Origin of the sequence: Pseudomonas sp. PDM04 (assembly GCF_014851765.1) — a bacterium.
Taxonomy (GTDB): Bacteria; Pseudomonadota; Gammaproteobacteria; order Pseudomonadales; family Pseudomonadaceae; genus Aquipseudomonas.
Genome location: NZ_JACVAI010000003.1, coordinates 327,512 through 341,179 on the forward strand (window position 1 = coordinate 327,512; position 13,668 = coordinate 341,179).

13 protein-coding genes are annotated in these 13,668 nt (G+C 62.9%); 9 read left to right on the plus strand and 4 right to left on the minus strand.

The features are described from left to right. The first annotated feature begins 337 nt into the window (after positions 1-337). Positions 338-1,234 carry a helix-turn-helix domain-containing protein gene (locus tag IB249_RS13515; protein ID WP_192305424.1) on the plus strand — a complete coding sequence of 299 codons (897 nt, stop codon included), beginning with the start codon at positions 338-340 and terminating at the stop codon, positions 1,232-1,234. A gap of 9 nt (positions 1,235-1,243) precedes the next feature. On the opposite strand, the gene IB249_RS13520 is transcribed toward IB249_RS13515, so the two are convergent. Both IB249_RS13520 and IB249_RS13525 read right to left on the minus strand, forming a co-directional pair. Beyond that, complete coding sequence (locus IB249_RS13520) at positions 1,244-1,420, minus strand: hypothetical protein (protein WP_192305427.1); 177 nt, start codon at positions 1,418-1,420, stop codon at positions 1,244-1,246. A gap of 126 nt (positions 1,421-1,546) precedes the next feature. Then, entirely contained in the window at positions 1,547-2,452 is a 906-nt protein-coding gene (locus IB249_RS13525) for a LysR family transcriptional regulator (protein WP_225606964.1), read from the minus strand. A 146-nt stretch (positions 2,453-2,598) separates the two neighbouring features. Between IB249_RS13525 and IB249_RS13530 the strand changes: the two genes are divergently transcribed. Continuing rightward, positions 2,599-3,474: an MBL fold metallo-hydrolase gene (locus IB249_RS13530; RefSeq protein ID WP_192305429.1), complete on the plus strand. Its 876-nt coding sequence runs from the start codon at positions 2,599-2,601 to the stop codon at positions 3,472-3,474. Between the two features lie 34 nt (positions 3,475-3,508). Further along, positions 3,509-4,123, plus strand: coding sequence for an NAD(P)-dependent oxidoreductase (locus tag IB249_RS13535; RefSeq protein ID WP_192305431.1), 615 nt, complete (start codon positions 3,509-3,511; stop codon positions 4,121-4,123). 64 nt (positions 4,124-4,187) lie between these two features. Here IB249_RS13535 and IB249_RS13540 read toward each other — a convergent pair whose 3' ends face one another. Continuing rightward, positions 4,188-5,066, minus strand: a complete 879-nt coding sequence (locus IB249_RS13540) for a LysR substrate-binding domain-containing protein (protein ID WP_192305433.1) — start codon at positions 5,064-5,066, stop codon at positions 4,188-4,190. Between the two features lie 159 nt (positions 5,067-5,225). Between IB249_RS13540 and IB249_RS13545 the strand changes: the two genes are divergently transcribed. The 6 genes from IB249_RS13545 (at position 5,226) to IB249_RS13570 (ending at position 12,652) form a co-directional block, all read left to right on the plus strand. Next, positions 5,226-6,863 (plus strand): 5-guanidino-2-oxopentanoate decarboxylase, encoded by a 1,638-nt coding sequence (locus IB249_RS13545; protein ID WP_192305435.1) that lies wholly within the window; start codon positions 5,226-5,228, stop codon positions 6,861-6,863. Continuing rightward, a complete protein-coding gene (locus tag IB249_RS13550) occupies positions 6,860-8,308 on the plus strand; it encodes an aldehyde dehydrogenase family protein (RefSeq protein WP_192305437.1) in 1,449 nt (482 codons plus the stop codon). Before IB249_RS13545 ends, IB249_RS13550 begins: the two co-directional genes overlap by 4 nt. Before the next feature lie 218 nt (positions 8,309-8,526). Beyond that, positions 8,527-9,630, plus strand: a complete 1,104-nt coding sequence (locus tag IB249_RS13555) for an extracellular solute-binding protein (RefSeq protein WP_192305439.1) — start codon at positions 8,527-8,529, stop codon at positions 9,628-9,630. A gap of 194 nt (positions 9,631-9,824) precedes the next feature. Further along, positions 9,825-10,733: an ABC transporter permease gene (locus IB249_RS13560; RefSeq protein WP_192305441.1), complete on the plus strand. Its 909-nt coding sequence runs from the start codon at positions 9,825-9,827 to the stop codon at positions 10,731-10,733. After that, entirely contained in the window at positions 10,730-11,578 is an 849-nt protein-coding gene (locus tag IB249_RS13565) for an ABC transporter permease (RefSeq protein ID WP_192305443.1), read from the plus strand. The genes IB249_RS13560 and IB249_RS13565 overlap by 4 nt, the downstream gene beginning before the upstream one ends. 18 nt (positions 11,579-11,596) lie before the next feature. Further along, complete coding sequence (locus tag IB249_RS13570) at positions 11,597-12,652, plus strand: ABC transporter ATP-binding protein (protein ID WP_192305446.1); 1,056 nt, start codon at positions 11,597-11,599, stop codon at positions 12,650-12,652. A 78-nt stretch (positions 12,653-12,730) separates the two neighbouring features. On the opposite strand, the gene IB249_RS13575 is transcribed toward IB249_RS13570, so the two are convergent. Beyond that, on the minus strand, positions 12,731-13,660 hold the full coding sequence (locus IB249_RS13575) for an AraC family transcriptional regulator (protein ID WP_192305448.1): 930 nt from the start codon (positions 13,658-13,660) through the stop codon (positions 12,731-12,733). Positions 13,661-13,668: the final 8 nt, after the last annotated feature.

The window sequence follows — 13,668 nt, forward strand, 5'->3', positions numbered from 1 at the left end:
CGAATGGCGGGTCTGGGCGCGTCGGGCGGGTTCGGATGGGGCACGGAAAAACCTGCAGGCAGTGAGATGACCGCCCGGTTCGAGGCGGTTGGAAATGCTCGCCAGTGTAAGTCGGTAGCAGGCTATTCGATAGCCTCGTACGGAAACCGCAGGTCATTTTCTCCTTGGATTTTTCTCAATGTGTCCCCCACGCACACCTCGGGTGAGGTATTTTCATGGGGCATGCGCACGCATTTTTCACTTGCGGGTCTTTCGACCGAGGGTGAAAACTGAGGAGCCCCTTGTACTGTCAATCGTGCGATTATCGTCCGCCACCTCCGAGGCCTGGATTGAAGTGATGAACAAGCCTGACCTGCCTTCGATACCGGTGTTCAAACTGTACGGTGAAAGCCTTGACTGGCCGACACCGGACTTGCTGCACTGCGAAACCATCTCCAAGCGCAGTCGCGAACACCAGTGGGAAATCAAACCCCATCGCCACGCCGATCTATGCCAGTTGCTCTTCGTGTTCAAAGGTCAGGCAGCGCTTGAAATCGAAGGTCACCGTACGCAATTGGACGAGCCGGCGATTCTGGTCCTGCCGCCGCTGTCGGTGCATGGCTACCGTTTTTCCGAGGATGTCGAAGGCTTTGTCGTGACCCTGGCGGCGCCGTTGGTGGCCCACCTTCAGGCGCAACTGGGGCATTCGGTGAATGCCCTGGCCCAGGCTGACAGTTATCCGTCCGGCGCGGACAGCGATTACCTCAATAGCCTGTTCCAGGCGTTGCAAACCGAATACACCGGGCATCAACCGGCCCGGGAAATGCTCATGCATTCGCTGGTCAGTGTGATTCTGGTATGGGTCAGCCGTCAGGCGCTGTCGCGTCGCAGCGCCACCCAGCGTCCGCAGCGCGCGCGGGAATACCTCAATGGGTTTATCCAACTGGTGGAGGAGACCTATCGACAGCATGTCAAGGTCGAGGACCTGGCGCATCGCCTGGGGATTTCCGTCTCCCACCTCAACGGCACGTGCCGGGAACTGGCGGGACAACCGGCCCTGCAGATCGTCCACGAGCGCCAATTGCTCGAGGCCAAGCGCCTGCTGACCTACACCAGCATGACCATTTATGAAATGTCCGAGGTCCTGGGCTTTTCCGATCCGACCAACTTCACGCGTCTGTTCCGCCGTCGGGTGGGCATTTCACCCAAGGCGTTCCGCGACCGCTTGAAGGGCGATCAGGATCACGAGGGCTGAGCGCCGTCGTTAGCGCAGCGCGTTGAGGGTGGCGTTGTGGGGGATGCAACGCTCGAAATTGCAGCTGGCGTATTCCCGGGGCAGTTGTCGCAACTGCTCCACGCGCCAGGCCGCTGTGCCGTACAGCGCCAGCGTCGCCGCGCAGGTGAGGAAAATCGCGAGGTATCTTCTTGTTTTGATGTTCATGGCGTTGACCTCTGAACTCATACCCATACATTGAGCATAGGTCAGGGGTGGTGAGTTGCCAGTCACGGGGCACTTGCTTTTGACCCGGTATTCAAAACGCTGATACCCCAATGTGAACGGGCTTGCTCACAGCCCGATGTCCCAGGCCGGCTCTCGGGGAAACCGTTCCACCAGAAAATCCAGCAGGCTGCGCAACGCCGTCGGCATGTGTTTGCGCGAGGCGTATACCGCGTAGATGTTCATCAGCTGCGGCTCGGCCTGGGGCAACAGGCGTACCAGTTCGCCGCTGTGGATATGCGCGCCGGCCTGATAGGTGGGAAGCATCGCCACGCCCGCGCCGGCGATCGTCGCGCGCAGCAGCGTGCTGGCCTCATTGGCGCTGATGTTGCCCTGCACCGGGATCGACAGCGGTTCGCCGTCCTGCTCGAAATGCCACAGGCTCTTGCCGACATAGGAATGGGTCAGGCAGTTGTGCTGGCTGAGGTCCTCGACCCGCCGTGGCGCCGGATGCGCCTGCAGGTACGCGGGCGCGGCGCAGATCACCGAGCGACAGACCGTCAATCGCCGGGCAATGAGATTCGGGTCCAGGTCATTGCTGGTGCGAATCGCCAGGTCGATGCGTTCGTCCACCAGGTTCACCGTGCGGTCGAGCATCTGCAAGTCGATGCTGACGCCGGGATACCGTTGGACGTAGGCCGTCACCGCGTCGGCCAGTTGCGCCTGGGCGAATGACGTACTGACGCTGATGCGCAGCAGGCCTCGTGGCGCGTCGTCGGGTTCGCTGACGGCGGCCTGCATGTCGGCCGACAGTTCGAGCATCTGCCGGCAACGGGGCAGGGTTTCGCTGCCGGCGGTGGTCAGGCTCAATTTGCGCGTGGTGCGGTGCATCAGGCGGGCGCCCACCCAGTCTTCCAACTCGGCCAGATAGCGTGAAACCACCGGCCGTGACAGCTCCAGATGATCGGCGGCGGCTGACTGGCTGCCGAGGTCGACCACCGTGACGAACACCCGCATTGCTTGTAGACGATCCATGATTTGCCCGATTTCAGAAACAAACTATGTCGCAGCATCGCATTTTTTGTACTGAACCAGGCAACTAAGCTCTGCTCCATGGTTGGTTTTGCCCTTCCCCTGGCGGCGCGTGCAGGGGGGCGGGTTCACACTTTATGGAGCTGCACATGATCGGATTCGCCTTTTTCCAACGTCTGTTTCTGGCCGCCAGCCTTGGTTTCGCCGTTCAGGCCAGCGCAGCGCCCCTGACTCTGGATGTCTACAACCCCGGCGAGCAGGCGATCTTCCCGGTGACCTCGGTGCTGGTCAGCGGCGAGCAGGACGCGATCCTGGTGGACGCGCAATTCGGCCGGGCTCAGGCCGCGCAAGTGGTGGACAAAATCCGCGCCAGCGGCAAGCGCCTGACCACCATCTACATCAGTCATGGCGACCCGGACTACTACTTCGGCCTGGACACCCTGACAGCGGCATTTCCTGAGGCCAGGGTGCTGGCCTCGCAGCCGACCGTGGATCACATCAAGAAAACCGTCGAGGGCAAACTGGCGTATTGGGGACCGAAAATGGCGGCCGACGCGCCGGCTGAAACCATCGTGCCCGGCGTGCTCAAGGGCGACAGCCTGATGCTCGAAGGGCAGAAATTGCAGGTGGTGGGCCTTGAGGGCAAGCAACCGGATCGCACCTTCGTCTGGATCCCGTCGATCAAGGCGGTGGTCGGTGGTGTGGTGGTTGCGCAGAACATCCACGTGTGGATGGCCGATACCCAGACCGCGCAATCCCATGCCGACTGGTTGGCTACGCTACAGGCTATCGAAACCCTGAAACCGGACACCGTGGTGCCCGGCCACTACCTCGGTGAACGGACGGGCGCCCTGGCATCGGTGCAATTCACCGCCGATTACATCAAGGCCTTCGACGAAGAAACCGTCAGGGCCAGGGATGCGGCCGCGCTGGTCGCCGCCATGAAAAAACGTTTCCCGGCCCTGGGCGAAGTCAGCTCGCTGGAGCTGAGCGCCAAAGTCGCCAAGGGCGAGATGAAGTGGTAACGCCCCTTTGAATTCAAGCCAACTGGAGTACGTCATGAGCAAGATCGCAATCATCGGTGCCACCGGCCGTGCCGGCAGCCAACTGTTGGAAGAAGCCCTGCGTCGTGGCCACAGCGTCACGGCCATCGCCCGCGATACGTCGAAAATCGGCGAGCGTGCCGGGGTGGTCAGCAAGAATGTCGACGTACTGGATGCCCAGGCGTTGCAAGCGGCGGTGACGGGCCATGACGTGGTGATCAGCGCTGCGCATTTCGCCACGATTCCGAGCGCCGCGGTGATCGAACCGGTGAAGAAGGCCGGGGTGAAGCGCCTGTTGGTGGTGGGCGGTGCCGGTTCGTTGTTGCTGCCGGATGGCACCCGCGTAATCGACAGCGAGGGTTTCCCCGAGGCCTACAAGGCCGAGGCCAGTGCCGGTGCGGTATTCCTCGAAGACCTGCGTCGGGAACAGCAACTGGACTGGACGTTCGTGTCGCCGTCGGCGGAGTTTGTCGAGGGTGAGCGCAGCGGCACGTTTCGCCTCGGCAAGGACGATTTGCTGGTGAGCAGTGCAGGGCGCAGCTGGATCACGTTTGCCGATTATGCGATTGCGCTGATCGATGAAGTGGAAACGCCAAAACACGTGCGGCAGCGGTTTACCGTCGGCTACTGACGATTGTTTCCCTGAATGTCGGCAGGTGCGAGCTCGCGCCTGCCGGAGGGGGGATGGAATGGGCTCAGCGCGCTTGAGCTTGTTCCACCAACCATGCCATCAGCTCACGCAATCGTGACGACGGCGCGGTCTTTTCCGGGAACACCAGGTAATACGCCAACCCGGTCTTCACCTTCAATTCAAACGGCATGACCAGGCGCCCGGCGCTCAGGTCGTCGCCGATCAGCGACCAGTCCCCGATGGCCACACCCGTGCCTTGGGACGCCATCGACATCGCCAGGTCGAGTGTTTCGAAATGCTGGCCCCTGGCGTTGCTCAAGTGCAGGTTCGCCGCTTTCAACCAGGCATTCCAGTCACGCTCATCCTGCGTCGGGTGCAACAGCAAATGCTGTTGCAGGTCCGCTGGCACTTGCAACGCCAGGGGCTCATCGAGCATCGAGGGGGAGCACACCGGCGTCAGTTGTTCATCGAACAGCAGGCAGGAGGCGAGTGCGCTGTCCGGTGCGGCGCCATAGATCACCGCCGCGTCGAACTGCTCGCGTTGGAAATCCACGCCGTGCTTGACCGTGGTGGTCAAGGCCACCGGCACGTCCGGACGCTGTTTTTGCCACTGCAGCAGGCGCGGCAACAGCCAGCGCATGACACAGGTCGGCGCCTTCAGTTGCAGGGTTTCGCGCTTCTCGCCGATCTGCTCCACCGCCTCGTCGATCAGGCCGAAAACCTGCTGGACCCGCGGCAGCCATGCGCGGCCTTCCGCCGTCAGTTCCAGTCCCCGGGCCTGACGGATGAACAATTCATAACCGAGAAAATCCTCCAGCCCGGCGATCTGCCGGCTCACCGCGCCCTGGGTGATGAACAGTTGTTCGGCGGCACGGGTGAAGTTGCAGCACTGCGCGGTAATCAGAAAAGTGTGCAGCGCCGGCAGGGGAGGCAATCGTTTCATTAGGATCCAAGGTATGACGTAAGGACATGACTGGCATGATTTTTTATCCATTGTTGCGGCAACGTGTCGACCGTTCCAATGAGGCCATCCCTGGACCTGCCCATTTATCATAAACACAGCGCAGGCCCGGCGTCTCAAACGAACAAGAAGGGCAAAGACATGGCGACGTGTGGCGAAGTATTGGTCAAGTTACTCGAAGGCTACGGGGTCGAGCAGGTGTTCGGCATCCCCGGGGTGCATACCGTGGAGCTGTATCGCGGGCTGGCCCGTTCGAGCATCGACCACGTCACCCCACGTCACGAACAAGGGGCCGGTTTCATGGCCGACGGTTATGCCCGCACCCGCGGCAAACCGGGCGTGTGTTTTATCATCACCGGCCCGGGCATGACCAACATCACCACCGCCATGGGCCAGGCCTACGCCGATTCGATCCCGATGCTGGTGATCTCCAGCGTGCAGACGCGCAACCAGTTGGGCGGCGGTCGCGGCAAACTGCACGAGTTGCCGAACCAGAGCGCGCTGTGTGCCGGTGTCGCCGCGTTCTCCCATACCCTGATGTCCGCGTCCGAGCTGCCGGGCGTTCTGGCCCGGGCCTTCGCCCTGTTCCAGGCCGGTCGTCCGCGCCCGGTGCACATCGAAATTCCATTGGACGTGCTGGTCGAGGAGGCCGACGAGCTGCTCGCCTGCGTGCCGGTCAATATCGACCCGGCCGGCGCTTCGCCGAGTGCGATCAGCCGCATGACCGAGTTGCTCGCCAGCGCCAGGCGTCCGCTGATTCTTGCCGGGGGCGGTGCCATCGACGCCGCGGGCGAGTTGACCGCGCTGGCCGAACTGCTGGACGCGCCGGTCGCGCTGACCATCAACGCCAAGGGCATGCTCGAATCGGCTCACCCGTTGCTGATCGGCTCGACCCAGAGCCTGGTGGCGACCCGGGCACTGGTGGCCGAGGCCGATGTCGTGCTGGCCATCGGCACCGAACTGGCGGAAACCGACTACGACGTCACCTTCGCGGGTGGTTTCGAGATTCCCGGCAAGCTGCTGCGTGTCGACATCGACCCGGACCAGACCGTGCGCAATTACCCGCCACACCTCGCTCTGGTTGCCGATTCGCGCAACGCCGCCCAAGCGTTGCTCAGCGCCCTGTCGCACAAATCCCTGGCCGAGCGCCGCAACGACTGGGGCCAGGTACGCGCCGCCCGTCTGCGTGAAGAACTGGCCGCCAACTGGGATGCGCCGACCCTGGCTCAGACCCGTTTCCTGGAAACCGTGCAGCACGAATTGCCGGACGCGGTGTTCGTCGGCGATTCGACGCAACCGGTGTACACCGGCAACCTGACGTTCAACCCGGAACGCCCACGTCGCTGGTTCAACTCTTCTACCGGTTACGGCACCCTCGGTTATGCATTGCCGGCGGCCATCGGTGCCTGGCTCGGCGGCAGCTCAACCAACGGCTCCCGCCCCCCGGTGGTGTGCCTGATCGGCGACGGCGGCCTGCAATTCACCCTGCCGGAACTGGCCAGTGCCGTGGAAGCGCGCACCCCGGTGATCGTCCTGCTGTGGAATAACCAGGGCTACGAAGAGATCAAGAAATACATGGTCAACCGTGCCATCGAACCGGTGGGCGTCGACATCTATACCCCGGATTTCATCGGTGTGGCCAAGGCCCTGGGCTGCGCCGCCGAAGCGGTCAGCGACGTCGAGAAACTGCGCAGCGCCCTGCGTGCAGCCACCGATCGCCAGGGCCCGACCCTGATTGAGATCGACCAGACCCTGTGGACCCGGGCGGTGTCGAAATGAGCTTCCCGACGACACTGGATGGGCTGTACATCGACGGTAAATGGTCCGCCGGCAGCGAGCATCTGCGGGTGATCAATCCGGCCACCGAAGCCTTGCTGACCACCGTCGTCGGTGGTGATGAGCAGGCGGTGGAGCAAGCGGTCAGCGCTGCCACGCGCGCCTTCGCCGACTGGTCGAAGACCACCGGCGTCGAGCGCGGCGCGATCCTGCGCAAGATCGCCGCCGGCGTGCAGGCCGGTCGCGAGCAGTTGATGCAGTTGCAGTCGAGCAACAACGGCAAGCCCTTGTTCGAAGCGGCCATCGACGTCGATGACGTGATCGCCACCTTCGAGTACTACGCCGGTCTGGCCGAAGGCCTGGATGCGAAGCAGGACAGCAACGTCGAGTTGCCCACCGACGATTTCAACGCACGCCTGCGCCGTGAACCCTGCGGCGTGGTCGGCCTGATCGTGCCGTGGAATTTTCCGATGGTCACCACCGCCTGGAAACTCGCCCCGGCCCTGGCCGCCGGTTGCTGCGTGGTGCTCAAGCCGTCGGAAGTGACACCGCTGCCGGAGCTGGAGCTGGCGGCGATCATCGCCGAAGCCGGGTTGCCGGCGGGGGTGTTCAACCTGGTCTGTGGCACGGGCCTGGCCGTGGGCGCGCCGTTGTCGGCGGACCCGCGCGTGGCGAAAATGTCCTTCACCGGCAGCAATGCGGTGGGCGTACAGGTGATGCAACGCGCTGCCGAAACCGTGAAGGGCGTCAGCCTGGAGCTGGGGGGTAAATCCTCGCTGTTGGTACTGGCCGATGCCGACCTTGACCTGGCGGTGGAAGTGGCCTGCGGCGGCGGTTTCTTCAACGCCGGGCAGATGTGCTCCGCCACCAGCCGCGTGCTGGTCGCCGATGAAGTGTTCGATGAGTTCCTCACCCGTTTGAAGGCCCGCGCCGAAGCCATTCGCGTGGCCGACCCGTTCGATCCGAACGTGGAAATGGGCGCGCTGGTCAATCAGGCGCAATACCAGCGCGTGCTCGGCCACATCGATCGTGGCCTGAGCGCCGGGGCCAAGCTGATTTGCGGCGGCAACCGGCCGGCTGATCTGCCGCGCGGCTATTTTTTGCAGCCGACGGTATTCACCGACGTGCCCCTGGACAGTGCGCTGTGGTGTGAAGAGATTTTCGGCCCGGTGATTTGCCTGCGCCGTTTCACCACCGAAGCCGAGGCGATTGCCTTGGCCAACGACAGCCAGTTTGGCCTGGTGGCCAGCGTGGTGACGCGCAATACCGACGCCGCCGACCGCGTCGCCAACGCCTTGCAGGCGGGGCTGGTGTGGATCAACGCGCCGCAGGTGATCTTCCCGCAGACCGCCTGGGGTGGTTACAAGCAGAGCAGTATCGGCCGCGAATTGGGGCCGTGGGGCTTGCAGGCTTTCCAGGAAATCAAACACGTGATTCGGGCCGTCTGACGGCTCGAAAATGGTGAGCGCATGCCTCCTGAAGAGGCATGCGTCAGCGTCATGGCTTCGATGAGTTTTTATCGATAGTCAGGTGTTTTGCGCGACCTCAGGATGAACTCGCTGGCTCAGCCAAACCCCCGAAGATACGGGGGCGAAAGGCTGAATCCGCCGCGCGGATGCAACAGTTTCGACCTGCCTTATACCTACAAAAACAAAGGGAGTCCGTCATGGGCGAGCATGATCTGAACAGACGTCAATTCATCAAGACCGTGGGTGTTGCCTCGGTGGCTGCGGCGGCCATGAGCATGCCGTTCATCAAGGCCAGCGCCAGCGACACGCGCTTTCAGGGCAAGACCCTGCGCCTGCTGACCTGGTCCGATGACACGGGCCTGGCCGCACTGCGCAACATTGCTGCGACCTTCGAAGACAAGTATGGCTGCAAGGTCATCGCCGACCGCACCGGCAGCACCTCGGAAATGGTCGCCAAACTCAAGGCCGGCGGTGACCGTGCGCAGTACGACATCATCACCCTGGCCGGGGTCGGCGCCGAAGGCCTGGCCGCCGCCGACCTGCTGGAAAAACCCGACCTCAACCGCATTCCCAACCTGGTCGACGTCCCGGAGAAATACCGCACCGGCGCCAATGGCCACGGCATCGGTTACCTGCTGTGGTGCAACAGCCTGGTCTACAGCACGCGGACCATCAAGCAGGCACCGGACAGTTATGCCGCCCTGTGGGACGCCGAGCTGTCGCCGAACATCTTCCTGCCGCCGCCGAACTGGACCGAGGCCATGGACCTGATCATCATCGCCGCCAAACTGGCCGGTGGTGACGAACACAACATCGAGCCAGGCTTCAAGAAGCTCGCCGAGCTCAAGGACCGCGTGGTGACCCTGGGTGAAAACCCCAACCAGATCGCCGAGCTGTTCCGCACCGGCTCCCTGGACATGGGCGGCCTGTACGCGCCGGCCTTTTTCCCCAAGCAGATCCGTGATCCGAACTACGGGCTGGGCGCCACCTTCGGCATGAAGGAAGGTTTCTACACGGACCTCATGCTCTCGGTGATGCCGAAGAACCGTCCGGGCGATACCGACCTGGCCTACGCCTTCATCAACCACTCCCTGGACCCGCTGGTGCAGGGCAAGATGGCCGAAGACATCTACAACGGCCCGGTCAACGCCAAGGCGATCATCTCTGCCGAAGCCCGCAAGAACCCGTACATCCTCACGCCGGAGCAGATCTCCGAGAAGGCGATCATGCACGACAATGCCTTCCTGGCCACCGTGCATGACCAATGGATTCGTCGTTACACGGAAATCTTTTCTTCCTGATCGAGTGGCGAACACAGGCTCTTCAACCAACGAAGATCCCCGGTGGGAGCGAGCCTGCTCGCGAATGCTGACAGTCATTCAACATTGACGCTGACTGATACACCGCTTTCGCGAGCAGGCTCGCTCCCACAGGGGGCCAATGAGTTTTCGAGCCTGGTGTTCGACAGCTGCTTTCCATTGACGAGACCCTTGCTATGGAACATCAACCTCTGACCCACCCGGTGAGTGTCGCCCCCGTGCGCGCCCGTCGCGGTGTTTCGCCGACGGCCCGCGCCTGGTTTTTCCTCTCGCCGTCGATGCTGTTTCTCGGCGTGCTGATCGCCGCGAGCCTGCTGGTGCTGCGCATGAGCGTGGGCACCAAGGGGGCGGAGTGGTCCGGCTTCAGCCTGGCCAGCTATGCCCAGTTGCTCGAACCCTACTACCTCAAATCCTTGCTGCTGACTCTGCGCCTGGCGTTGATCAGCGCCGTGATCGCCGTGGTGCTGGCGATCCCGGTGGCCTATACCATGTCGCGGCTGACGTCGCCGTTCGTACGGCGGATTTTCCTTGCGGCAGTGCTGTTGCCATTGCTGGTCAACCTGCTGCTGCAAAGCTATGGCTGGCTGGTGATCCTGGGGCCGGGTGGCATGCTCAACCAGACCCTGATGGGCCTGGGCCTGATCAAGCGTCCGATCATGCTGCTGTACAACCAGAACGGCGTATTGATGGGCCTGGTGCAGACCGCCTTCCCGCTGGCGGTGTTGCCGATTGCCAGCGCCATGCGCGGCGTCGCCCGCAGTTATGAGGAAGCTGCGGCCACCCTCGGCGCCAGTCGCCTGCAGGTGTTCCGCCAGGTGGTACTGCCGATGAGCCTGCCGGGGATCATCACCGGCGCGACCCTGGTGTTCGCCTACAACGCCAGCAGCTTCGTGGTCCCGCTGCTGCTGGGTGGCCGGCGCGTGCCGATGCTGGCGGTGATGGTGCATGACCAGATCGCCCCGCTGATGAACTGGCCCGCCGCATCCGCCGCCGGCGTGGTGCTGATCGTCACCACTCTGGCGATCATGACCCTGTCCGAATACATCACTGGCCGTCGTCGGCGCCTGCTGGAGGCTTCGCAATGAGTGCCCTGACCAAGAAGCGTCATTCACTGCTGCCGGGTGAGACCGGCAAGTTCGCCGGGATCCTCTCGGGCTTTATCCTGCTGCTGGCGGTGTTGCCGATCCTGACCATGATCGTCATGTCCTTCAGTGGCGCGTCGAACCTGGACTTCCCGCCCGAGAGCTACAGCTTGCAGTGGTACAAGGCGGCCTGGCACACCTTTGTCTCGCCGGACGCCAGCGATGTGCTGAGCCTCGGCCAGGCCATGGCCACCAGCCTGTTGGTGGCGTGCCTGACCATGGTCTTCGCGACGCTGATTGCGGTGCCGGCGGCCTACGCACTGACCCGGTGCGAGTTCCGTGGCAAGGCCGTGGCGCTGCAATTGATGTCGTTGCCGCTGGTGTTTCCGATGGTGGTGCTCGGGCTGGCGTTGCTGCTGGTGTTCGACAGCCTGCCGTTCCACATGACCACCTCGCGGCTGGTGATCGCCCATGTGATCCTCGCCTTGCCGTTCGTGGTGAAGAACTGCACCGCCGCCATGCTTTCCATTGGCAGCGAAGTGGAGGAAGCCGCGCAAATGCTGGGGGCTTCGCCGTTACGGGCGATTGTCGACGTGGTGGTGCCGCTGATGAAGTCGGGGATTCTGGCGGGCATGCTGCTGGCGTTCATCGTCTCGTTCAACGAGTTCACCGTGACCTATTTCCTCTACACCATCGATGTCATGACCGTGCCGATCTGGATGTACAGCCGCACCGTGTCCTCGCTCGATCCCACCGTTTTCTCGTTTGCCGTGCTGATCGTGTTGATCGACTTCGTCCTGATCTGGGCGCTCGAAAAACTGGTCGGTGAAGGTGGCGTTTCGTTCTGATTGCCTGAGGTGCTTGTTATGTCTGGTCTGATTCTGGAAAACGTCGAGAAACACTACGGCTCGGCCTGCGCGGTCAGCGATGTCAACCTGCATTTGCCCGAAGGCAAACTGGTGTGCTTCCTCGGGCCTTCAGGGTGTGGCAAAACCACGTTGTTGCGCATGATCGCCGGCCTCGAAACCCTGACCGGCGGCGAGATCCGCCTGGACGGTGAAGACATCGGCCACACCCCGGCGCACCTGCGCAATTTCGGCATGGTCTTTCAATCCCTGGCGCTGTTTCCGCACATGACGGTCGGGGAGAACATCGCCTACCCGCTGAAACTGCGCGGGGTTGGCAAGGCCGAGCAACAGGCGCGGGTGGTGGAGTTGCTGGAGCTGATCCAGCTGCAACCGATGATCGATCGCCCGGTGGCCAAGCTCTCCGGCGGTCAGCGACAGCGCGTGGCGATTGCGCGGGCAATCGCTTCGCACCCGAAAATCCTGTTGCTCGATGAACCGCTGTCGGCGCTGGACGCCAAGTTGCGTGAGTCGATGCAGGTGGAGATCCGTCAGTTGCAACAACGCCTGAACATCACCACCATCCTGGTCACCCACGATCAGCGTGAGGCCATGACCATGGCCGATATCGTCGTGGTCTTGGGCGAACATCGGGTGCAGCAGGTCGGCACCCCGATCGAGATCTATCGGCATCCGGCCAACGAGTTCGTCGCCGACTTCATCGGTTCGGGCAACATCTTCCCGGCCACGGCGCTGGGCAATGGCCAAGTCAGCTTGCCGGGTGGCGACGCGCTGCAGGTGCCGATCTGCAGCAGCATCGGGGCCGGTGAGAAGGTCAAGATGTTGATCCGTCCCGAGGACCTGCAGCTGTCTGCCCCGCAAGCGACGGCGGGTAACCGCTTGCTGGGCAAGGTGACGTTCGTGCGCGACATCGGCGCGACCATCGAGACCACCGTGGAGTGTTCCGGGGTGTCGTTTACCGCGTTGAGCACGCCGTGCCAGGGGATGGGGCTGAGCATCGGCCACCCCGTTTCAGTCACGCTGCCGGCCGAGGCCTGTCGCGTACTCGGCGCCTGAAGCCGGGCGGGCTGACCGTGCCGGTCTCTTCGCGGGCTCGCCCGCGAAAGAGCCCTCAGCCAAACCGCCGAGGCTAAATCAAACCGACAGCCGCAACCGCGCCAGATCCCGGAGCGGTGGCGCGCCGAACAATCGGCTGTACTCGCGGCTGAACTGCGAAGGGCTTTCATACCCGACGCGATAGCCCGCCGCCGACGCCTCCAATCCTTCGGCCAGCATCAGCCGCCGGGCCTCCTGCAAGCGCAGTTGTTTCTGATACTGCAGCGGACTCATCGCCGTCATGGCCTTGAATCGGTGATGCAGGGTCGACACGCTCAGGTTCACTTCCCGGGCCAGGTCATCGATGCGCAACGGCTGCTCGAAATTGCCGTTGAGCCACTTGATGGCCTGGCTGATGCGGTGGCTCTGACTATTGGCGATGGCGATTTCGTACAGCCGATGGCCCTGCGGGCTGCGCAGCAGCCGATAGAAAATTTCCCGGCGGATCAGCGGTGCGAGCATGGCGATGTCTTTCGGCGTATCGAGCAACCGGGCCAGGCGCAGCACGGCGTCGAGCATGGCCGCGTCGATCCGCTCGACGTACAGGCCGCGTCCGGTCGGGCGGGTCGGTACGCCCAGGGGGCCGGCGTCGGCGATCAGCGCATTGATTTCGCTGGGGTCGATGTCCAGGCGTATGGCAAGGATCGGCTCCTGCGACGTGACGTTCACCACCCGACCGCTCAGTGGCATCGAGACCGACACCACCAGGTAATTCAACGGGTCGTAATTGAAGTACTCATCGGACAGCCTGACCTCTTTGCGCCCCTGCGCCATGATGCACAGGGCCGGTTGCGCCAGCACCGGGGCAAAGTCATGGGACTTGCTGTACCTGGACATGAACAGCGAATCGACGGCAGTCGCATAATTGCCATCGTCCATCGTATAGCGACTGATGATGGCCGCCAGTTCCGTGCGCTGTTTCTCCATCTCGGTATCCAGCGGGGCTTGAAAGTGATCGAGCGACGACATGCGAGGCA